The organism is Kitasatospora sp. NPDC058048 (assembly GCF_042885555.1).
In the GTDB taxonomy this organism is placed as follows: Bacteria; Actinomycetota; Actinomycetes; order Streptomycetales; family Streptomycetaceae; genus Kitasatospora; species Kitasatospora lactacystinica.
This window is the reverse complement of record NZ_JBHVRT010000025.1, coordinates 104,299-124,572: the sequence shown is the minus strand read 5'-3', so window position 1 is coordinate 124,572 and position 20,274 is coordinate 104,299. Positions and strand designations below refer to the sequence as shown.

General features: G+C 72.3%; 19 protein-coding genes. 10 read left to right on the top strand and 9 right to left on the bottom strand.

Annotated elements, in window-relative coordinates; all coding sequences use genetic code 11:
* The first annotated feature begins 131 nt into the window (after window positions 1-131).
* From ACFVVA_RS25415 to ACFVVA_RS25400, 4 genes are all read left to right on the top strand, one after another.
* Window positions 132-593: a hypothetical protein gene (locus tag ACFVVA_RS25415; protein ID WP_387692939.1), complete on the top strand. Its 462-nt coding sequence runs from the start codon at window positions 132-134 to the stop codon at window positions 591-593.
* The gene (locus ACFVVA_RS25410; protein WP_387692937.1) at window positions 590-1,837 is read left to right on the top strand and encodes a haloacid dehalogenase-like hydrolase; all 1,248 of its coding nucleotides are present in this window, start codon (window positions 590-592) and stop codon (window positions 1,835-1,837) included. The genes ACFVVA_RS25415 and ACFVVA_RS25410 overlap by 4 nt, the downstream gene beginning before the upstream one ends.
* Window positions 1,838-2,007: 170 nt before the next feature.
* Window positions 2,008-2,355: a hypothetical protein gene (locus tag ACFVVA_RS25405; protein WP_387692935.1), complete on the top strand. Its 348-nt coding sequence runs from the start codon at window positions 2,008-2,010 to the stop codon at window positions 2,353-2,355.
* 82 nt (window positions 2,356-2,437) lie between these two features.
* On the top strand, window positions 2,438-4,450 hold the full coding sequence (locus tag ACFVVA_RS25400) for an alkaline phosphatase family protein (RefSeq protein ID WP_387692933.1): 2,013 nt from the start codon (window positions 2,438-2,440) through the stop codon (window positions 4,448-4,450).
* Window positions 4,451-4,569: 119 nt separating this feature from the next.
* On the opposite strand, the gene ACFVVA_RS25395 is transcribed toward ACFVVA_RS25400, so the two are convergent.
* Complete coding sequence (locus ACFVVA_RS25395) at window positions 4,570-4,755, bottom strand: DUF397 domain-containing protein (protein ID WP_387692932.1); 186 nt, start codon at window positions 4,753-4,755, stop codon at window positions 4,570-4,572.
* A gap of 2 nt (window positions 4,756-4,757) precedes the next feature.
* Entirely contained in the window at window positions 4,758-5,630 is an 873-nt protein-coding gene (locus tag ACFVVA_RS25390; protein WP_387692930.1) for a helix-turn-helix domain-containing protein, read from the bottom strand.
* Window positions 5,631-5,760: 130 nt separating this feature from the next.
* Between ACFVVA_RS25390 and ACFVVA_RS25385 the strand changes: the two genes are divergently transcribed.
* From ACFVVA_RS25385 to ACFVVA_RS25375, 3 genes are all read left to right on the top strand, one after another.
* Complete coding sequence (locus tag ACFVVA_RS25385; protein WP_387692928.1) at window positions 5,761-6,258, top strand: ATP-binding protein; 498 nt, start codon at window positions 5,761-5,763, stop codon at window positions 6,256-6,258.
* Window positions 6,259-6,520: 262 nt separating this feature from the next.
* The gene (locus ACFVVA_RS25380; RefSeq protein WP_359900037.1) at window positions 6,521-6,724 is read left to right on the top strand and encodes a hypothetical protein; all 204 of its coding nucleotides are present in this window, start codon (window positions 6,521-6,523) and stop codon (window positions 6,722-6,724) included.
* Between the two features lie 186 nt (window positions 6,725-6,910).
* Window positions 6,911-7,546 (top strand): CAP family protein, encoded by a 636-nt coding sequence (locus ACFVVA_RS25375; RefSeq protein WP_387692926.1) that lies wholly within the window; start codon window positions 6,911-6,913, stop codon window positions 7,544-7,546.
* Between the two features lie 58 nt (window positions 7,547-7,604).
* Here the strand turns inward: ACFVVA_RS25375 and ACFVVA_RS25370 are convergent, their stop codons facing one another.
* The 3 genes from ACFVVA_RS25370 to ACFVVA_RS25360 all read right to left on the bottom strand — a co-directional run bounded on the left by ACFVVA_RS25370 (window position 7,605) and on the right by ACFVVA_RS25360 (window position 12,105).
* Complete coding sequence (locus ACFVVA_RS25370) at window positions 7,605-10,556, bottom strand: M48 family metallopeptidase (protein ID WP_387692924.1); 2,952 nt, start codon at window positions 10,554-10,556, stop codon at window positions 7,605-7,607.
* Window positions 10,557-11,090, bottom strand: a complete 534-nt coding sequence (locus ACFVVA_RS25365; protein ID WP_387692922.1) for a hypothetical protein — start codon at window positions 11,088-11,090, stop codon at window positions 10,557-10,559.
* Window positions 11,091-11,331: 241 nt separating this feature from the next.
* Window positions 11,332-12,105 carry an NDP-sugar synthase gene (locus tag ACFVVA_RS25360; protein ID WP_387692919.1) on the bottom strand — a complete coding sequence of 258 codons (774 nt, stop codon included), beginning with the start codon at window positions 12,103-12,105 and terminating at the stop codon, window positions 11,332-11,334.
* 325 nt (window positions 12,106-12,430) lie between these two features.
* Here ACFVVA_RS25360 and ACFVVA_RS25355 point away from each other — a divergent pair, with 325 nt between their 5' ends.
* Both ACFVVA_RS25355 and ACFVVA_RS25350 read left to right on the top strand, forming a co-directional pair.
* Window positions 12,431-13,642: a serine hydrolase domain-containing protein gene (locus tag ACFVVA_RS25355; protein WP_387692917.1), complete on the top strand. Its 1,212-nt coding sequence runs from the start codon at window positions 12,431-12,433 to the stop codon at window positions 13,640-13,642.
* A 106-nt stretch (window positions 13,643-13,748) separates the two neighbouring features.
* Entirely contained in the window at window positions 13,749-14,276 is a 528-nt protein-coding gene (locus ACFVVA_RS25350; RefSeq protein ID WP_387692915.1) for a hypothetical protein, read from the top strand.
* 111 nt (window positions 14,277-14,387) lie between these two features.
* Here ACFVVA_RS25350 and ACFVVA_RS25345 read toward each other — a convergent pair whose 3' ends face one another.
* Window positions 14,388-15,791 carry an SDR family oxidoreductase gene (locus ACFVVA_RS25345; protein WP_387692913.1) on the bottom strand — a complete coding sequence of 468 codons (1,404 nt, stop codon included), beginning with the start codon at window positions 15,789-15,791 and terminating at the stop codon, window positions 14,388-14,390.
* Window positions 15,792-15,965: 174 nt separating this feature from the next.
* Window positions 15,966-17,501 carry a carbohydrate binding domain-containing protein gene (locus ACFVVA_RS25340; RefSeq protein ID WP_387692911.1) on the bottom strand — a complete coding sequence of 512 codons (1,536 nt, stop codon included), beginning with the start codon at window positions 17,499-17,501 and terminating at the stop codon, window positions 15,966-15,968.
* 337 nt (window positions 17,502-17,838) lie between these two features.
* Here ACFVVA_RS25340 and ACFVVA_RS25335 point away from each other — a divergent pair, with 337 nt between their 5' ends.
* Window positions 17,839-18,792, top strand: coding sequence for an aldo/keto reductase (locus ACFVVA_RS25335; RefSeq protein ID WP_387692909.1), 954 nt, complete (start codon window positions 17,839-17,841; stop codon window positions 18,790-18,792).
* 91 nt (window positions 18,793-18,883) lie between these two features.
* Here the strand turns inward: ACFVVA_RS25335 and ACFVVA_RS25330 are convergent, their stop codons facing one another.
* Window positions 18,884-19,486, bottom strand: a complete 603-nt coding sequence (locus ACFVVA_RS25330; RefSeq protein ID WP_387692907.1) for a GNAT family N-acetyltransferase — start codon at window positions 19,484-19,486, stop codon at window positions 18,884-18,886.
* 83 nt (window positions 19,487-19,569) lie between these two features.
* Window positions 19,570-20,253 carry a nitroreductase family protein gene (locus ACFVVA_RS25325; RefSeq protein WP_359900059.1) on the bottom strand — a complete coding sequence of 228 codons (684 nt, stop codon included), beginning with the start codon at window positions 20,251-20,253 and terminating at the stop codon, window positions 19,570-19,572.
* Window positions 20,254-20,274: the final 21 nt, after the last annotated feature.

Genomic DNA, 20,274 nt, shown 5'->3' with positions numbered 1-20,274 from the left:
TGCACGTACCCGCGCAGGCCGGTATCACTTCGGGGACGATCGAATCGTTCCCCGGCCCGGTCGATCGCCCCACGATCCGTGGTGCTGCCCGGGCGAACGGGGTCATCCGGAACACCGAAGGAGCCGCCCCCATGAGCCGCTACATCACGGACGTGAACATCCTCGATCCCTACGAGCACCAACCGGTTCAGGTGCCCACCGGCTGGCACAAGCTCGACACCGACCTCAACAGCGGCGCGTCGGGCGACTTCCTGTACCTCGTCTACGAGCGGTGCGACCAGGACCGCCCGATCACGGACATCCGCATCCTCGTCGGGGACGAGAAGCCGTCCGAGGGCTACGAAAAGATCCCTGTGGACCTCAACAAGGGTGCTGTCGACAAGGACTCCAAACCTCATCCGCTCTTCATGGCGGTGACCCGAACGGCCGTTGCGGGTCACGGGCCCATCGAGGACCTGCTGATCACCTCCTGGGGCGAGCACGACCCGAAGGTCGAGCCGCCGTCCGGTTACAGCAGGATCGACACCGATCTGAACAAGGGCGTTGGCGGGGCGTACATCTACCTCGACCGCAGACCCGCCGCGACCTCGTGAGGGTTCCCCGCCGGGCGGTTCGCGTCGCACTCGTCGCCGCCCTGGCGGCAGGTGTGCCGCCCCTCGCCTCTGCCCAGTCGGCCTCGGCGGCGAACTGTCCGACGCTGGACACGCGTCTGACCTGGTACGGGGACAACCGGCAGAAGCTCCAGGAGTTCATCGACACGTCCGGCGGCTGCACCCGACCGGACGCGCACCCGCTGGCCCTGTTCGACTGGGACAACACGCTGGTGAAGAACGACGTCGGCGACGCGACGATGTCCTGGCTGCTGCGCAACGACAAGATCCTCCAGCCGGCCGGTCAGGACTGGTCGACCACCAGCCGCTATCTGACCACCGAGGCAGTCGTGGCGTTGAGCGAGGCCTGCGGGGACGCCATCGCGTCCGGGAACCCGCTCCTCACGAACACGAACGCCGGGTGCGCGGCCGAGATCCTCTCGGTGTACGGCGAGCACACCACCACCGGTGGTGCGGCGGCCTTCGCGGGCTACGACCACCGGCGCATCAACCCCGCCTACGCGTGGGGCGCACAGCTCCTCGCCGGGCACACGCTCGACGAGGTCGCGGGGTTCGCCCGCCAGGCCCGGGCGGAGAGCCTGGCGGCGTCCCCTTCGGACTCCGCGCAGGCGATCCGCACCGTCTGGGTGCGGTACTACGAGCACATGCGCGATCTGGTCGGCACCTTGCGGCGGGCGGGCTTCGACGTGCGCGTCGTCTCCGCCTCCCCGGAACCCGTGGTGCGGGTCTGGGCCGAAGACCTCGGGTTCGCCGCCGACGAGGTGATCGGGATCCGCAACAAGACCGAAAGCGGCAAGCTGACCGCCCACTTGGCCGACTGCGGAGGCGCGCCGGCGGACTCCGTGATCACCTACATCGACGGCAAGCGCTGCTTCATCAACCAGGACATTCTCGGGATCCAGGGCCAGGCCGCCTTCCGGCGGGCCCCCGAGGCCGAGCGCCAGGCGTTCGCCGCCGGGGACTCCACCACCGACGTCACCTTCGTGGGCGATGCGACAGGACTCCGTCTGGCGATCAACCGGCAGGCGGCCGAGCTGATGTGCCACGCCTACCGCAACGAGGACGGGAGGTGGCTGGTGAACCCGATGTTCATCGACCCCCTGCCCGCCCTGCCCTGCCGGTACCCCTGCTCCGCCACGGCCTACACCGGGCCCGACGGCACGGCGGGGCCGGTGCGCGACGACGCGGGCGACGTGATTCCCGACCAGGTCGACGCCGTCCACTGAAAAGGGAAATCTTGCTCCCCGGGAAAGATTAATCCTGTACGAACTTCTGTCGATTTCCCGAAAATGCGACCCGCAGTGATCGGGCGTACGCTGACTGTGGTGCTGAAGTGCGGTCACCCGAATCGACCGCTGGGCGCCGAAAAGACACACGACCCTGAAAGGGATCCATCATGGGATTCAGTCACGTGGATGCGGTCATGGCCGTCCCTGACAAGCCGACCCAGTTCTGGGTGTTTTCCGGCAGTAAGTACCGGCGCATCGAGATCGAGGTCAAGAGCACGCACCCGTACGGGGACAGGTTCATCCAGGAGGGCTCGATCCGGTCGGACTGGCCCAGCCTGTCCGACTTCACCACGGTGGACGCCGTCATGAAGGTTCCGGACGGCAGCAACGAGTACTGGGTCTTCTCCGGTGACCAGTTCGTCCGCATCAACGTGGCCGACGGCGAACCGCACGAGGACAAGAAGGTCTACGGGCCGGCTCCGCTCAGCGAGTGGAAGAGCCTCACCCAGAACTGACGCTTCGCTGAGGCGGACCGCCCGGCCGGCTACCCGGCCGGGCGGTCCGCGCGGAGCCGCGAAAGCACCCAGGGAGACGAGAATGTCCGACAAAACAGTCCCACCCGACCTTCCGCCCTCGGTGATCGAGGCGATGAAACGCAAGCCGCCGGCCGGAGGGCTCGGGGCGGTCAAGCACGTGGTCCTCCTGATGCAGGAGAACCGCTCGTTCGATCACTACTTCGGCAAGGGGGTCGACGGCGTGCGGGGGTTCGAGGACCGCAACATGGTCCTCCTGCCCGACGGCAAGAAGTCGGTCCTGGAGCAGCCGGGCTCACAGGGGCCGGAGCAGTGGGAGATTCCCACCGGAGATGTGGACAAAGGCCTCAACCACAACTGGGGCGGCGGCCACGACGCCTGGCACGGAGGCTGGTACGACCGCTGGGTGGCGGTCAAAACGGTCGACACGATGGGCTACTACGATCAGCCCGAGGTGGTCGGGTTCTACCGGAAACTGGCTGACGCCTTCACCATCTGCGACAGCTACCACTCGTCCGTGATGGGCGAGACCACCAGCAACCGCAACTACCTCTTCTCCGGATTCGGCGGCTGGGAGCCCACCGGGGAGCGCGTGACCGGCTCCGAAGCCCACGGGCGGGAGAGGCCTCCGGGGGCCCCGGGGGCCTACAACTGGACGAGCTACCCGGAAATGCTGGAAGCCAACGGCGTTTCCTGGCAGGTCTACCAGGAGTGGGACAACTTCTACGACAACAACCTGGAATTCCATGACAGGTTCAGACGGATTGCCGCCGCCGTCCTGAAGGGGATGCCCAAGACCTACGCGAGCACGTACAACTTCTACCACCCCGTGGATAAAGACGAATTCCCTCCCGGGCCGGACGACATCAGCCAACCCGATCTCGACGCTCTGGACACCCAGGTCAAGAAGCTCTCCGATGCCGACCGGAGCCTGTTCGAGCGCGCGCTGCGCCGTCACAGGCCCAGCAAGAACGGAGGCGGCGTCGACAACGTCCGCGGCTTCGTCCAGGCGTTCAAGGATGACGTCACGGCGGGCAAGCTCCCGCAGGTGTCGTACCTGGTCTCCTCGGCGCGGGACTCGGAGCACCCCGGGAACTCGTCCCCGGGCTTCGGTCAGCAGATCGTCTACCAGGTCCTGGATGCCATCGCCTCCAAACCCGACGTGTGGGACTCCACCATCCTGTTGATCAGCTATGACGAGAACGACGGCCTCTTCGACCATGTCCCGCCGCCGGTGCCGGCGCGGCAGTGGGCCGACGAGTTCGTGGACAACCTGCCCATCGGGCTGGGCACCCGGGTGCCCATGATCGCGGTGTCCCCGTGGACGGTCGGCGGCTACGTCAACTCCCAGGTCTTCGACCACACCTCGCAGGTCCGCTTCCTGGAGAACTGGCTGGACGTGCGCCAGCCGGCGATCAGCCGGTGGCGCCGCACGGTGGCGGGCGACCTGTCGTCGGTCTTCGACTTCGCCCGCACCACGGCCGTCACCAACCCGTACAAGGGATCCGGGCCCCGCCGCGCGCGGCCGTTGCCCTACCAGCCCGACGCGCACGGGTCGCTCGATACTGCAACGAACACCTTCTTCCTGCGGATGTACAACAGTGGCGAGGCCAGTGCGCACCTCGCGCTCTACCCGTACGCCGAGGAGTACGACGCCCCCCAGCACTTCGACGTGCTCGGCACCGCCGCCGAGGCCGTTCCGGTCAAGGACGGCGCCTACAACTTCACCCTCACCGGGCCGAACGGCTTCCGGCGCGAGTTCGCGGGCGAGACCACGGGCGGCGCGGCGCTGGTCGATGTCGCTACGACGGTGGACGGGGCCACCCGGGAGCTGAAGCTGTCGATCACCAACCGGGGCACGTCGGCCCTCAAGGTGAAGCTGACTCCGAACGCTTACAGCAAGGTTCCCGCGAAGGAGTACGACTTCCCCGCGAACGGGCAGCCTGTCGTGGTGACTTGGAGCACCAATGACGCCCAGGGCTGGTACGACCTGACCCTCACCGTCGCGCAGGACGCTTCTTATCGGCGCCGCTTCATGGGCCACATCGAGAACGGCAAGGAGAGCATCAGCGGCTGACACGCGCCGGCCCGGGCCCGTACAGAGTGGATCTGTCGGGTGGGGTCAGGTGGCAGCCGGTACGCCAACGGCCCGCCGCCGGGAGGGCGGTGGGCCGTTGCGGGGAGGTCCGGAAGGTGTCAGACCTCGGTGGTGGCGGCGAACTTCACGAAGGCCGCCCAGGTGGCCGGCTCGAAGGCCAGCTGGGGGCCGCTCTTGTCCTTGGAGTCACGCACGTGGACGGTGCCGGGGGTCTCGGCGACCTCGATGCACTGGGCGCCCTCGTTGGTGCTGTAGCTGCTCTTGAACCACGCCAGCTCGGCCATGTCTACCGCTCTCCCAGAATCTGTTCGATCAAGGCCAGGGACTCCCGCAGCCCCAGGGCCTGGGCCCGGATGCTGCTGTACCGTGCGGCCATATTACGGACTTCCGCCGGATCCGTGATCAGCCGGTTCACGTGCTGCGCCTCGACGTAGCCGATCTGCGGCCGACCGGGCGGGGTCAGCAGCGTGAACGAGCCGCTCATGCCCGCGTGGCTCATCCGGTCGAGCGGCATGACCTGCAGTTCGGGACCCCGCATCTGCCCCACCTTCAGCAGGTGCTGGAGCTGCTCCTTGTGCACGTCCCACCCGCCCAGCGGGCGCCGCAGCACGCTCTCGTCGATCACCCACGTCACCACCGGCAGCGGCCAGCGGGTCAGGATCTCCTGCCGGGCCAGTCGTGCCGCCACCCACTCGTCGATCTGCTCGGGAGAGAGGACCGGCCGGCGCATCTCGTACAGAGCGCGGATGTACGCCTCGGTCTGGAGCAGTCCCGGGATCACCATCGTGCCGTACTCGTGGATCTCGATGGCCCGGTTCTCCTCCGAGGTGAAGGCCTTGGAGTAGGCCGGATGACGCTCGCTCATCCGGATCTTCGCCTTCATCACGTCGTCCGCGATGAGCTTCAGGGCGCCGCCCGCGTTGATGAGCGGATCCACCTTCGTGAGGTACTCGATCCTCGCCGTCCGGACGCCGCGCTCCATCGCGCCGATCTGGTCCTCGCTGTAGCCGGTCAGCTTGGCCAGTTCCTTCTGCGTGATCCCGGCCCTCTCGCGGAAGTGCTTGATCAGCTTGCCCACCGCGCTGTAGAACTCCGCGACCCCGTCCGAGTTCTCCGCCGTCTCACCGTCATCGAACATCGTGCGTTCGACGCCAGCCATGTGTACCACCCGCCTTTGCGACCGATTGATCCGAGCCGACCGACAAGTCGGCCATCCGTGTCCGTACAGGCACTCTCCGTGCTCGCCGAGCTCCTGGTCAGGGTACTTCCGCCCCGCCACGCTTACTCCCATGACGACCGAAAACCCCCTCGACAACCCCCGGTCCCGTACCGCCACCCTCATCGCCTCCCCCAAGGGCGCCGCCATCTGCCGTCGCCTGGCGAGGCGTCAACTCATGGACTGGGAGCTGGACTCCACGCACACGGAGCCGTTCCACTGCGCGCTGCTGATCGTCGCCGAACTGGCGGCGAACGCGATCACGCACGGGCGCCTTCCGGGGCGCGGGTTCGAGGTTCACCTCTCGCTCACCACCTGTGCGCGCCGGGGCGCCACCCTGCGCATCGAGATCAGCGATCCCCGGGGGGACAGGCTCCCCGTCCTCCCCACCGTCCACACCCCGAACGCCCAGACCGGCCGCGGCCTCACTCTCGTTGACGCCCTCTGTCACCGCTGGGGCACCATCCCCCGCCACCCCAACTCCAAGACCGTCTGGGCCGAACTCGACCTCGTCGACGCGCCCGACGCGCCCGACGCCCCCGCCGTGCCCGACGCGCCCGACGCCCCCTGAACCCCGGGATACCCCACCGGTCCTCCGAGCCGCCCGGAGTGGGAAGTCGGCCCGTCCGACTTCCCACTCCTCCTGTCGACTCCTGTCGACGCCCTGGGCCCGGACCATCCCAGGTTTGTGGGATGTCCCCAGGTCGGCCGCCGCTGCCAGGATGTGCCGCACGGAGCCGAACGCTCCGGCCGGGCTTCGGAGTTCGGGATCCGTGGGCTGTCGCGGTGCCTGCTCCGGAGCACCCGGCCCTCCGGCAGAGAGATCCACACCCATGAAGATCCGTCGACTGGCCGCCACCGCGCTCGCCGCGGCCGTGCTGGCCCCCGTGCTCGTCCTGGCCACCGGCGCCGAGGCGAACGCCTACCCTCGGCAGCTGTCCAAGAGGGAGCAGTGCACCGCGGCGTGGAACGTCAACTACTGGTCCGGTGGCGAGTCCTTCGCCCGCGGCCAGTGGAGGGCCTGCATGGGGGGCTGACCGCCTCCGCGGCCCCTGGCGCCCCGAGCGCCCCAGCACCCCAATGGGCCACAGGGCAGGAGTGGGAAGTCGGCCGGTCCGACTACCCACTCCTTTCTGTGTGGTGTCCGCCCGGCGTCCCGTGCCCTCGCCGCCCCCGGTGACGTTAACCCGGTGACGATCACTCGGAGCGCGAAGGAGACCGCTGTGGAACGACGTCGAATCCGCAACGCCGTCCTGGGAGCGTGCAGTGCGGCGGCGGTCATGGGAGTGCTCGTACCGGCGCAGCCGGTCCGGGCCGCCGAGGCCTTCCCCCGCCCCGCGCTCCCGCTCGTGACGGACCAGGCGTTCCAGGACGATGCCGTCCGGACGCACAACCGGTACCGTGCCGCGCACAGTGCCCCGCCCCTGACGCAAGATCCCGAGCTCGTCGGGTACGCCGAGCAGCGCGTCACCCGCCTGAGCACCGGTCACAAGCTCGACCTGGTGAACGAGGGCCGGATCAAGGGCGTGGGGGAGAACGTCTGGTGGGGCTGGATCGGGTCGGTCGAGCCGGGCACCGAGCCGGCCGCCGCACACGTCGCGGTGGACCGCTGGTACCAGCAGGGCCGCGACTACCGGTACGACCAGCCCGGCTACGACCAGAACCCGGGGACGGGCGGGTTCACCCAGGTGGTGTGGAAGGCCACGACCCGCATCGGCTGCGCCCGGGCCGCCGGCGCGGGGACGGCCGACACCAAGGACGGTCTGGAGTCGTACATCGTGTGCCTGTACAAGGAGCCGGGCAACGTCGACGACCCGGCCGCCTACCGGCAGAACGTGCTGCGGCCGGTGGACGGCTGACCGCCGCCCGGGCACAGGCCCCCGGCTCGCCGGTCGTCACCGACGGAGGAAGGAGGGTCTAGGAGGCCGGGCGGTCGCAGACCGCCGCGGTGCCCTGCGCGGGCGGGCGGGTGGTGCCCCGGAAGCCGCCCGCGCGGAGGATCCCGTCGATCCCGGCATTGACCGATTCCGCGCAGCGGCGGGCCGCATACAGGTCGAGCAGGGCGCTTCTGAGACCAGCCTGGTCGCGGGCGGTCAGTGCCTGCGCGCAGCCGCGACTGCCGTTGTCCGCCTTGGTGGTGACCGCGTGCCAGTCGGCCCGTAGGCGCGGGTCGGCGGGCAGGCGGAACCAGACCGTCTCGAACCAGGCGGCGCTTCCCCACTGGGTGCAGGCCGGGCGGAGGCGGCGGTCCAGCGCGTCCCAACTGTCCTTGGCGGCCTGGGCCTCCCGGACGGCGGCGGTCAGGCGACTGTCGTACGAGACCGCCATGTCGATGAGATCGTCGCCGCTGAGGCGGTACCAGGCCCGGATCTGCCGCACGCGGGTGAGCTCCGACCGCGGCGGGTCCGGGAGCCCCCAGAACTGCACCAGGGAGCGCTGGGACGTGAGCTCGTTGACCATGAAGCCCAGCTGGTACCTCCTGAAGCCGCCGTCCGTCGCGGTGCCCGCGACCGCGACGACGCACAGCAGGATCACCGCGAGGCGGCGTGCGCGCGGTCCACGGGCTCCCTGCCCACCGGCCTGGGGCTCGGGGTGGACGGAGACGTGTGCGTCAGGCCGCCGTCGACGCCGGACGGCCGTGACGGCGGCAGCGGTGAGCGCGACGGCGACGGCGGTGAGCCCGGAGAGGACGAGGGCGTTGTTCAGCACGAAGGTGAACGGGAACAACGGCCTCCACCAGGCCGGCCGCCAGGCGCAGCTGTCCGAGAGGACGTTGAGCGGGGTGACGCAGCCGTCCACCGAGACGAGGAGCGTCATCGTGGCGGCCCCCAGCACGGTTGCCGTCCCGGCGGCGATCAGGGCGCCCGGCAGTCGGAAGCGCCGGTCGGCGGCGCTCGCCACGGCGGCGGCCAGGCCTGCGGGCAGGCAGAGCGCCGGCAGCAGGAGGCCCGCGTACCGCAGGGCGTAGAGCCCGCCCCGCGCGTCCGGTACTGGCTGCCCGGTGTGGAGCCAGGCCTGGACGCCGACGACGGTCAGGCCCGCCAGTGCTCCACCCAGCAGTCCGGGCAGCATGACCTTGCGCAGCGGCGCCACGGGACCTTCCGGCCGGAGTGCTTGGTCCGGCATCCAACGTGGGGTCCGGCCCGCCGTGCCGGACGCCCACGCGAGCAGCGGCACGACCCACAGGACGATGACAGCCAGTGAGCCCATCGGCGTGTCGGCGACGTTCGACAGCTGCGGCAGCACCAGGGCGATGCCGGGGATCCTGGTCGGGTCCCCGGTCGGGGCTTTGGAGGGAAGCCACTGCAGGACGGACTGGGCGACGGCCTGGGCGCCCGGAAAGTCCCTGTTCAGCGCCGTGGCTCCGGCGAGCATCCACCAGGTGAGCCACGACGTCATGGCGACGCAGCCGGCGGCCAGGCAGAGCGTGAGCGCGGGGCGCGGGGTCCGGCCTCGCGAGGTGCGGGTCCACAGGTGCGCGCACTGGGTGGTCCACCAGCCGAAGGCCGCTCCCGCCGCCACCGGTACCAGCAGGACCAGCGGCCGCTGCGGTTGCCAGGCCCAGCCCGCGCCCCAGCCGCTGAGGACCAGGCCGGCCGACATGCCGGCGCCCAGCCACCCCCCGGCCCACGCCCCGGAGGGCACCCGGGTTCCGGTCAGGACGGCGTACACCACCGCCCGCCACAGGGCGACGACGATCACGCCGGTCACCAGGGCACCGGGAACGATGACGAGCAGCGTCATCAGGTTGTTGGTGAAGTTCACGCGGTACGGCGCGATCTGCCGGAGCACCTGCTGCACGGCCAGGACGGGCACGGTGCCGATGAGGAAGAGCGGCAGGACCGAGGTGCGGAACAGCGGGGCGGGATCGACCAGGGCCCCCTGGCGCAGGCCCCACCGTGGATGGGTGCGCCACAGGTCGAGGAAAGCGTCGAGCAGGCGGCACACCGCGCTCCCGGACGGTGCGGCGCTGACGGACCAGCCGTGCGGGTCCGCGCCCCAGCGCACCGCGGCCAGGTCGGCGTAGATCTCCCGGCTGCGCAGCGCGTCGGAGCGGGCGAGGTACAGCAGGACGACCATGACGACGGCCAGCGCCACGGCCCGGTCCAGCTGCGGCACCCGGCCGTCCGCCACCACGCCGTAGATCACGTAGCCCAGGCAGAGCACGTACGGCAGCAGCACCAGCGCGAGGAAGACCCGCCACAGGGCGACCGTGAGGTACGTCAGGGTGACGTCCCGGTTGGCGATGTGGGCGAGTTCGTGCAGCAGTACCGCCCGGAACCGCTCCGGATCGCGCCGCCGGACGGCGAGCAGGCCGCCGTGCAGGCAGACGACCGGGCGGCGGGTGCGGCCGAAGACCACCGCGCTGACCGAGGCCGCCGCGGGGTCGACCACCACCCGGGGCGTCGGCGCCACGCCCGTCGCCGTGCACAGTTCGGTGAGCAGGGCGAGGAGTTCGCCGTCCGGATCGACCGCGGCCAGCGGGATGACGCGGCTGCGCCGGGCCTTCCAGTGCGGCAGCGCGGCGAAGAGCAGGGCGGCCACCACCAGCAGGAGCAGCGGCCAGGCGGCCACCTGCCACCACGGCGGCGCGGGCGCCCACAGGGACAGGCAGAAGCGGGAGGCGGTGACCTGGCCGGAGATGCTGAGCGACGTCTTCCAGTAGCTGCCGTCAGCCGGGTCCACGCCCGCGGCGAGGCTGCACCCGGACTCGTCCCCGTCGGCCAGGACCCTGACCACTTCGAGGATCATGGCGCCGCCGGCGGTGAGCATCAGGAGTAGCAGGACGACGAACCGGGGGCCCGTGCCCGCGCCGAGGACCCTTTCGTCGATCCGCGGCCGTCCGGGCGGCGCCCCCGTGGCGTCCACCTAGTCCTGCCCGGTACCGGTGGGGTCGGTGGGGTCGGCGGGAGGCTCCAGTGCGCGGGACAGGGCCAGCCGGGCCACGACCCTGTCGGCGATCTCCTCGGTGAGATCGGGCGCGAGGCCGCGCTGCTCGCCCGCCGTCAGGAGCAGGGCCCGCACCTCGACCAGTTGCTCCCGGGTCAGCGGCTGGAGCTCGGCCGCGGGGGCCGGTCGCCGGAACAGCCGCCGCACCAGGCCCGTGGCCCCTCGTGAGGCGCGGTCCACGGTCGTGGCCACCATCCGCTGCGCCACCTCGTCGAGCACCAGCCACACGACGGGCGTCACCAGGGCGGCGACCTCCCCGATTCCGAACCCCAGCGGCTCGTGCCGCCCCCCACCGCGGCTCAGCCGCCGCACCACCGTGGCGTCGTCGAAGCGGCGGAGCCCCTCCACCAGGAACAGTTCCTCCGGTGCGAGGGTCTCCACGACCGATCGCACCACGTCACGCACCAGCACGGTCGGCCGGCCGTCGCCGGTCATCTCGGTTCCGGATCCCACTCGTCCCCCAGACCTTCGAGAATCCTTCCGGCCCGCACGAGGTCGGCGCGCCGGATCGTCCACTGTGGCACGGGATGTGACGGTCCGGCAGGACTTTTCCCGAGCCTGCTCCATCTGCTCACGGAGCCTGCGGACGTCCCGATCGAGCGGGCGCTGCGGAGCCGGGTGCTACGGAGCCGGGTGCTACGGAGCAGGGCGTGACGGAGCCGGGCGTGACGGAGCCGGGCGTGACGGTCCCAGGTCAACGGGAAGCCGGATCCGCTCCCGTGGCGGCGGCCGGTGGCCGGATCGGTTCCGGGCGGGTCGGCGCGGCCACGTGTGTGCGCAGGTCCCGCAGGTCGGTCGGGGTGTTGACCGCGCACCAGAAGCCGTCGGCGCGGTACCCCGCCATCTGCCGCAGCCGCACCAGGTGCGGGAGGGTCGTGTTCGCGTGGTCCCCCCGGTCCGGCAGCAGGGGGACGACGCCGGGCTCGAAGGCGTACACGCCACCGTTGACCGTGCAGACGGGCGGGGGCGGCGCGGCGAGTTCGGCGACCCTCCCCAGGGCATCGCAGCGGACCGTGCCCCGGGGCAGCGGGGGCGGGACCAGGGCGACCGTGGCCAGTGCCCCGCATCGCAGGTGGTGAGCGCCCAGCGCGGCGAGGGGAAAGTCGGCCCAGATGTCGCCGTAGACGGCGAACCACGGCTCCCGCGGCGCCGGAAGCGCGCGGGCGGCGAGTTTCAGCCCTCCGCCCCGCCCCAGCGGGGTGTCCTCCACGACCACGGCGGTGCGGATCGGCAGGGTCGCCGCGCGCACGTAGTCGGTGATCACCTGCGAGCGGTAGCCCGCCGAGACCACCACCGTCTCCACGCCCGCGTCGGCGAACCGGTCGATCTGGTGGCGCAGCAGCGGAGTGCCGTTCACCTCGACCATCGCCTTGGGGCGCAGGTTCGTGTGCGGGGCGAGTCGCCTGCCGCGTCCGCCCGCGAGGATCACGGCCTGACGGATCGGAGCGCAGGCGTCCGGCGATGACATTCCCGACCTCCCGGGAGCGGCGCGGCGTCGGAGCACCGGCCGCGAGGCGCGGACGGAGCGGACGACTGCGACGAGGGTAGCCCCCGATACGCCGTTGGAGAGGCAACCGGCCCGCTCGCCGTGAAGGAGAGCGGCTTCGCCTCCTTCGCCTCCTTCGCGGACGACCGGCCGGCCCGCCGCGCCACCCCTCCGGGCCGACCCTGACAGAACGTCGGGGAACGGCGGTTCCCCACCCCTGATGCCCGGGGCGGACGGGGCCGGAAGACTCGTCGGCAGGGCCGGGAGCCACCGGTCCGGACGACGACCATCCTGGAGCCGGACCCGCATGAACGCGCACACGAACCGCACCCGTTGGGCCGTCCTGGCCGCCGCCGGCGCCCTCGCGGCCGCGCTGACGGTCGGGGCAGGCAGCCCGGCCCTCGCCACGACGCCCTCGGTCGCCGCCTCGGCGGCGGCGAGCCCGTCCGCACTGCCGCCGCTGGACCCGGCGGCGCTCCGGGGCGCCCTCGCCCAGCGGCCGGCCGCCGACGTCTCCGCCGCGTTCCTGCGGGTCACCGGTTCCGCCGGGAGCTTCGAGGGCGCCTCGGCGGAGAGCGGGATGCGGGTGGACCCGCACGGCCGGTTCCGGATCGGGTCGATCTCCAAGGTCTTCACCACCACCGTCGTCCTCCAGCTCGCCGGCGAGGGCCGGATCGACCTCGACGGCGCCGTGCGGCAGTACCTCCCGGACTTCCCCTACGCGTCGGTCACGGTGGGGCAGTTGCTCAACCACACCAGCGGACTGCCCGGCGGCTCCAACGTGCCCTGGGGCGACGGCACCACCGGCTGGTTCGCCGAGCACCGGTTCGACTCGTTCACCCCCGAGGAGGTCCTCGCCACGATGGCCGGGCAGCCGCTGGGCTTCACGCCCGGCAGCGCCCAGCAGTACAACGGCATGAACACCTTCGTCGCCGGGCTGATCGTGGAGAAGGTCACCGGCCACCGCTACGCCGACGAGCTGCGCGACCGGATCGTCCGCCCGCTCGGCCTGCACGACACCTCCCTCCCGGACGCCGACGACCCGCGGCTGCGGCACCCCGCGACCCGCCCCTACCTGGCCGTCCCCGACGCGGACGGCGGCTCGCACCGGGTGGACGTGACCGAGCAGAGCCCGTGGCCCTGGGCCGAGGGCGGCATGATCTCCAGCGCCCCCGACCTGGAGCGCTTCATGACGGCGCTGTTCCGGGGCCGCCTCCTGCCGCCGGCCCAGCAGGAGCTGCTGTTCACGGTCCCGGCGGTGTCCATGGCCGGACACGGCAGCCACTGCCCGGACGGCACGGCCTGCATGAGCACGGGCCTCGAACGCCTCACGGCCGGCGGCATCGTGGTCTGGGGCAAGACCGGGTCCCGGCCGGGCTCCACCAGTGGCGTCTTCGCCACCCGGGACCTCGCCCGCGAGGTCGTGTACTCGGTCGACCCGACCGCGCTGAACGGCGCCGAGACCCCGTACCTCCTCGGGCTGCTGACCACCGCGTACGGCCTGGGGTCCAAGGGCTGACGTCCGTTCTCCACCGCGGGGCCGAGGGCGGACTGGCTCGCGCGGGGGAGGCGGGCGGGCCGTGCGGTGGACGTGCGGCGGGGGTGGTGTCCGGGACGGTGGAGCCATGCTGAAGGACATCCCGGTGGGCGACACCGAACGCCCCGTTCCCCGTTGGGCCCTGCGACTGGCCAAGGCCCTCCCGCTGATCGTGCTGCCGCACTGCCTGTGGCGCCTGCCGTTCGCCTTCGACTTCCGGATGGGCACCGTCGACCCGGCCGCCCCGCCCTACGTCTGGTGGGCCACCCCGTACGTGATCGGTCTGAGCGTGGTCACCGAGGCACTGACGCTGCTGACCCTGGGGCTGGTCAGCGGCTGGGGCGAGGTGTTCCCGCGCTGGGTGCCCGTACTGCGGGGCCGGCGGGTGCCGCCGCCGGCGGCGCTCGTCCCGGCCGTGCTCGGGGGCCTGGTCCTGGTGGCCCTCTTCGACGGCATGCCGCTCGCCTGGCTGGGCGTGTTCGCGGAGGTCGGCTACAGCAATGGCTGGTGGATGCTGCTGGGCCGGATCTGCACCTCGACGGCGATGTTCTGGGGCCCGATCACCCTCGCCCTCGCCTGGGCCTACCACCGCCGCCGCCGGCCGGGCGTCGCGTGAGTCCGCCCGCCCAGTGCCCCCCCGCGCCGCCCCGCCCAGCGCCGCGCCGCGCGGGGGGCGGGTGCGGGGGCCACTACGACACCTGAGCGGCCGCCCCGGCCCGTCCGGGCCTCACCACTGCGCCACCCGGTAGTCCTTGAGGAACACCCCCGACACCGGGTCCCCGGCCTCGCCGCGGACGATCGGGTCGTAGACCCGGGCCGCGCCGTCCACGATGTCCAGCGGGGTGCGGAACCCCTGGGCGGCGAGGTGGGCCTTCTTCGGGGCCGGGTTCTCGTCGGTGATCCACCCGGTGTCGACGGCGCACATGTGCACGCCCCGGGGGGCGAGTTCGGCCGCGCTGGTACGGGTGAGCATGTTGAGCGCGGCCTTCGCCATGTTGGTGTGCGGGTGCCGGGCGGTCTTGTTGCGGACGGCGAACCGGCCCTCCACCGCCGTGACGTTGACGATGTAGCGGGCGGGGTGCGGGGAGGCCAGCAGCAGGGGCAGCAGCCGGTCGCAGAGCAGGGCCGGGGCCAGCACGTTGACCAGCTGGGTCTCCAGGACCTCCGCCGGATCGAGCGAACCGAGCACGGCGGACCAGGAGTTGGCGGGGGCGAGGTCGGGCAGCAGCCCGGACTCGTCGGTGAGGTCCAGCAGCGACCCGGCACCGGAGGAGAGCCGGGCGAGGCCGGTGACCGGCCGGAACCCGGGGGCGTGCTCGATCGCCCGGCGGTCGGCGGCGGGCAGGGCGTCCTGCTCGCCCGCGGCCAGTGGCGCGTACGACTCGGGCGGGCGGCGCAGCGTCTGGGCGGCGTTGTTGACCAGGATGTCGAGCGGGCGCCCGTCGGCGCGCAGCCGGTCGGTCAGGCCGATGACCTGGCGCGGGTCGCGCAGGTCGATGCCGACCACGCTGAGCCGCTCCCACCACTGCCCGCTGCCCTCGGCGGCGCGGAAGCGGCGGACGGTGTCCTGCGGGAACCGGCTGGTGACGATCAGCTCGGCGCCGTCGCGCAGCATCATCAGGGCGAGCTGGAAGCCGATCTTCACCCGCCCGCCGGTGAGCAGCGCCCGGCGCCCGCGCAGGTCGGTCCCCAGGGCGCGGCGGGCGGTGTTGTCGGCCGCGCAGTCCGGGCAGAGCATGTGGTAGAAGCCGTCGACCGAGCGGTAGGCCTGCTTGCAGACGTAGCACTTGCGCGGGACCAGCAGCTCGCCGACCGGTCCGTCCGCGGCGGCCAGCGGTGCGTCCTCGCGGCGGGTCCGGCTGCCGGTCGCGGTGGTGGCGAGCAGGTCGGCGTCGGCCTGCCGCACGGCCTGCCGGGCCTCCTGGCGGCGGCGCTTGCGGCTCTCCATGACGAAGGAGCCGAGCTGCCGCTCGGCGTAGAGCCGGGTGCGGTCGTGGGCGGGGAGGGCGCGCAGGCGGCCGAGGGTGCGGCTGAACGCGGTGAGTTCCTCGGCGGTGAGGCCCGCCGCGCCGGCGGCGTCGCTCGCCGGAAGGATGGTGATCAGCTGGTGATGGTCGTCCCGGACCGTCATGTCCGCCCCCTCGTGCCGTACAGGTGGGAGGGACTGTAGTGGACGGTCCGGGACGATGAGATGCCAATTTCCGCTGGTGACTGGTGACTGGTGACTGGTGGCCGGTGGCCGGTGGCTGGCGGTTGGTGGGCGATGTGCGGCGGACGCCGGGGCCGCCGCCGGGGGGGCGTGGGCTCAGCCCGCGTACTGGCCGAGGATCTTCGCGAACTCGTACGGCTGCTGCGGGATGTTGGTGCACTTGGACAGCGAGCCGCCGGTGCAGGCGTTGGCGTCCCGGGTGGCGTCCCAGAAGGACACCATCCCGAGGTGGTTCTGCCGGGCGAAGGCCACCAACTGCTGTGCGTCGGCCTGGTTGTAGACCTGGTGGTCGTCGTTCTCGCCGATCATCGGCGTGACGCCGACCATGGCCCACAGCTGGGCGTCGGTCTTCGCCGGGTAGAGGGCCTTGAGCTGGCCGAACAGCGACTGCGCGGCCTGGACGGCGGCGTTGCCGTAGTCGGTCCCGCTCCGGTAGTAGTCCATCGCCATGATGTTGACCACGTCGACGGCCACCCCGGCGTCCCGGGCGGACTTGACGATGGCGACGCCCTCGGCGGTCAGGCCCTCCGGCAGGACGGGCAGGGTGAAGGAGACCTTGAGGCCCGGGTGGGCCTGCTGGAGCTTGGCGAGCGCGGCGGAGCGGAGGTCGTTGGCGGCGGTGTCGGCGATGGCCGCGCCCTCGATGTCGAAGTCGACGTAGCGCAGGTTGTAGGCGTTCACCACGGCGTCGTACTCGGCGAACAGCGAGTCCACCGTGGTGCAGGCGGCGGCGAGTTCGGTGCCGGCGGCGCCGCCGAAGGAGACCTTGACGTCGCCGCCGGCCGCGCGCAGCGCGTCCACCTGGTCCTTGGCCCAGGCGGTGCGCGGGTCGTAGGCGTTGAACCAGCTGGCCTTGCAGCCGACGCCGGTGACGAAGCCCATGGTGTAGCCCTTGAGGCCGCCGGCCTTGGCCAGGTCGGGCATCGAGGGGGTGGGCCAGGCACCCATGTCGATGTACGGGGCGACCGGGAGCGCGACGTTCGGCGCCGGGGTGCTCGGTCCGCCGGTGGGCGTGCCGGTCGGGGTGCCGGTCGGGCTCGGCGGGGTCGAACTCGGCGGCGGGGTGGTCGGGTTGCCGCCGCCGGGTCCGGTCAGCGCGATGTCGTCGGCGAGGTAGCCGCCCTGGCCGTACCAGCCGTGCAGGTACACGGTGACGCTGGTGGTGGCGGGCCCGGTGGTGAAACTCGTGGACAGCTGCTGCCAGCCGGGGCCGCCGGCGGTCCAGGTGGCCGGGTCGGTGAAGCCGCTGCCGGTCGCGCCGAGGTAGACGTACTGCCCCTGCACCCAGGCGCTGAGGGTGTACTTGGTGTTGGGCTGGACGGCGACGCTCTGGCCGCACTGCGCGGTGTCGCTCGCGCCCACCGCCCCCTTGAGTGCGTACGTCCCGCTGTGCGCACCGGAGTTGACCACGCTCCCGGTGCCGGCGGAACAGCTCCAGGGGCTGACCGCGCCGCTCTCCAGGCCGCCGTTGGCGAGCAGGTTGCCGTCGGCGGCGCCGGCGTTCCCGGCGAGGACGGCCAGGCCGCCGGCGGCGAGCGCGGTGGCGGCGGCGAGGCTCAGCAGGGTGGTCCGGCCGGTGGGGCGACCAGTGGGGCGGCGGTGCGTGGGGGCGTGCAGGGGCGCGCTGGGCATGGGGGTGCCTCTCGGGACGTGGTGGGGCCGCCCGCGCCGCGAGGGGGGAGACACGGGGCGGGCGGCGGCCTGGGGGTGTTCCGGGTGCGGGGGAGCGCGGTGCTGAGCATCAAACTGGACTAGACCAGCTGTGCACGTCAAGCACTTCCCGGCCCCGGACGCCCCACCGGGGGCAGGTTTTAGGAACGGTTAAGACGGCGACGGGGCCGGTTCCGAAAGGGACTTGACCTGGAGTGCACTCCAAGGTGGAGGCTGAACGCGTCGAATGCACCACCACGCGAACCACTGCTGCGGCCACCGCCACGGAAGCCGCGGAACCCACGATGGGAGCACCCTCATGCGCAACGCCCCGTTCGGTACCGGCGGCCCCGAGATCGGCGTCATCGGCCTCGGCTGCATGGGCATGACCTGGGCCTACGACATGAGGAGCCGGGACGACGAGAACTCCGTCCGGGTGATCCGGCAGGCACTGGACCTCGGCGTCGGCCTGATCGACACCGCCGACATGTACGGCCCGTACACCAACGAGGAAGTGGTCGGCGCCGCGCTGGCCGGGCCGTACCGGGAACGCGCCTTCCTGGCCACCAAGGTGGGCATCGTGCCGGGCGGTGCGGGCCAGCAGGAGCGCAACGGCCGGCCCGAGCACGTGCGCCGCTCGATCGACGAGAGCCTGCGCCGGCTGGGCACCGACCACGTCGACCTCTACCAGCTGCACCGGGTCGACCCGGACGTCCCGATCGAGGAGACCTGGGGCGCGTTCGCCGAGGCCGTCGCGGCCGGCAAGGCCCGGAGCATCGGGCTCTCCGAGCCGACGGTCGAGGAGATCGAGCGGGCGCAGTCCGTGCACCCGGTGGCCTCGGTGCAGTCCGAACTGTCGCTGTGGACCCGGGACGTGCTGGCCGAGGTGCTGCCGTACACCGAGGAGCAGGGGATCGCCTTCCTGCCGTTCTCGCCGCTCGGCCGGGGCTTCCTGACCGGCGGCATCACCTCCTTCGACGAGCTGTCCGCCGACGACTTCCGCCGCCGGCTGCCGCGCTTCCAGCAGGACGCGCTGAAGGCCAACCTGGCGCTGGTCGAGAAGGTCCGGGCGGTCGCCGGACGGACCGGTGCCAGCCCCGCGCAGGTGGCGCTGGCCTGGGTGCTGGCGCAGGGCCGGTACGTTTTCCCGATCCCGGGTACGCGGACGCCGCGCTACCTGGTGGACAACGTGGGCGCGGCCGGGATCGAGCTCTCGGCGGCGGACCTCGCCGAGCTGGACGCGCTCCCGGCCGCGACCGGCGAGCGTTACTGACGACGCGCCGCGAGGGCGGGCGGTGCGGCGCCGGTAGCCGGTGCCGTGCCGGTGACCGGTGCCGCGCCGGTGGCCGGTGCCGCGCCGGGAGTCAGCGCTCCATCACCCACACCAGCTGCCGTCCGGTCTCGCCCGGAGCCCGGACGGCGGTCTCGGCGACCCGGTCCAGCCGGTAGCCGAGCTTGCGCGGGACGGCCGCGCTGGCGCCGTTCGCCCGGTCGCAGCGGATCTCCACCCGGGTGATCCCGGGCAGTGCCAGCGCGGCCTCGGTCAGTGCCCCGGCCGCGGTGGTGGCGATGCCGCGGCCGACGTGCCCGGTGGCGACCCAGTAGCCGATCTCCAGCGCGCCCGGCCCGATCCGCCCGTGCAGGCCGAAGGCGCCGATCACGCCGCCGGGTTCGGCGTCCAGGCCGGCCAGGTACATGAAGTCGGTGCCGGCCTCCCAGGCGGCCGCGCCGGCCCTGGTCAGCTCGGCGGTCCGGGCGCGGGAGGGGGCCTCGGCCGCCCACTCCATCCAGGGCCGCAGGTGGTCCAGGTTGGCGCGGACGGCCCGGTTCAGCGCGGCCGCGTGGGTGCTGCGGCGGCGCCGCAGCCAGAGGCCGCCGGGCAGCCGCAGCCGTTCCGGCGGCCGCCCGGCGGTCACCGCCGCCACCGGCGGGGCGAGGCCGCAGGACCGTGACTGTGCTTGGCTCATGACGGCGATTATGTCCTTGGCCGGGACCTGTCACCATTCGGTGTCGCCCCGGTGGCGGGCGCGCCCGCCCGCGCCCCGGCGCGTCAGAGCCGGACCATCACCTCGTCGAGCTCCTTGCGCCGCAGGTCCGGCACGCGCGCCCCCTCGGCCGGGTAGCCGACCGGGATCACGTACGCCGCGCGCTCCTCCGCCGGGCGGTCGCACACCTCGTTGAGGAACTTCATCGGACTCGGGGTGTGGGTCAGCGTGGCCAGCCCGGCCTGGTGCAGCGTGGCCAGCAGCAGCCCGACGGCGATCCCCACCGACTCCTTGGTGTAGTACGGGCGCGGCGAGTCGGGGCCCTTGTGCACCTCGAACACCACGATCACGGCCGGCGCGTCCTCCAGGAACGGCTTGCGCCAGTCGGTGCCGATCGGGGCGAGGGCGGCCAGCCACTCCTCCGACGCCCGGTGGCCGTAGAACTCGCGCTCCTCGGTCTCGGCCGCCTCGCGCAGCCGCCGCTTGCGCTCCGGGTCGGTGATCACCACGAACCGCCACGGCTGGACGTGCGCGCCGCTGGGCGCGGTGCCGGCCGTCCGGATCGCCCACTCGACGACCCCGTCCGGTAGCGGGCGGGTGGAGTAGTCGCGGACGGTCCGGCGCCGGGCCATCACGTCGTGGAAGGACCTGCTGCGGGCCTCGGCCTCGTGGGCGGGCACCGTCATGGGGGCGAGCGGGACGGTCGGGTGGGACGTCCCCGCCACGGCGCTGTCTGTGCTGTCAACCATGGCGGACAGCACAGCACATGA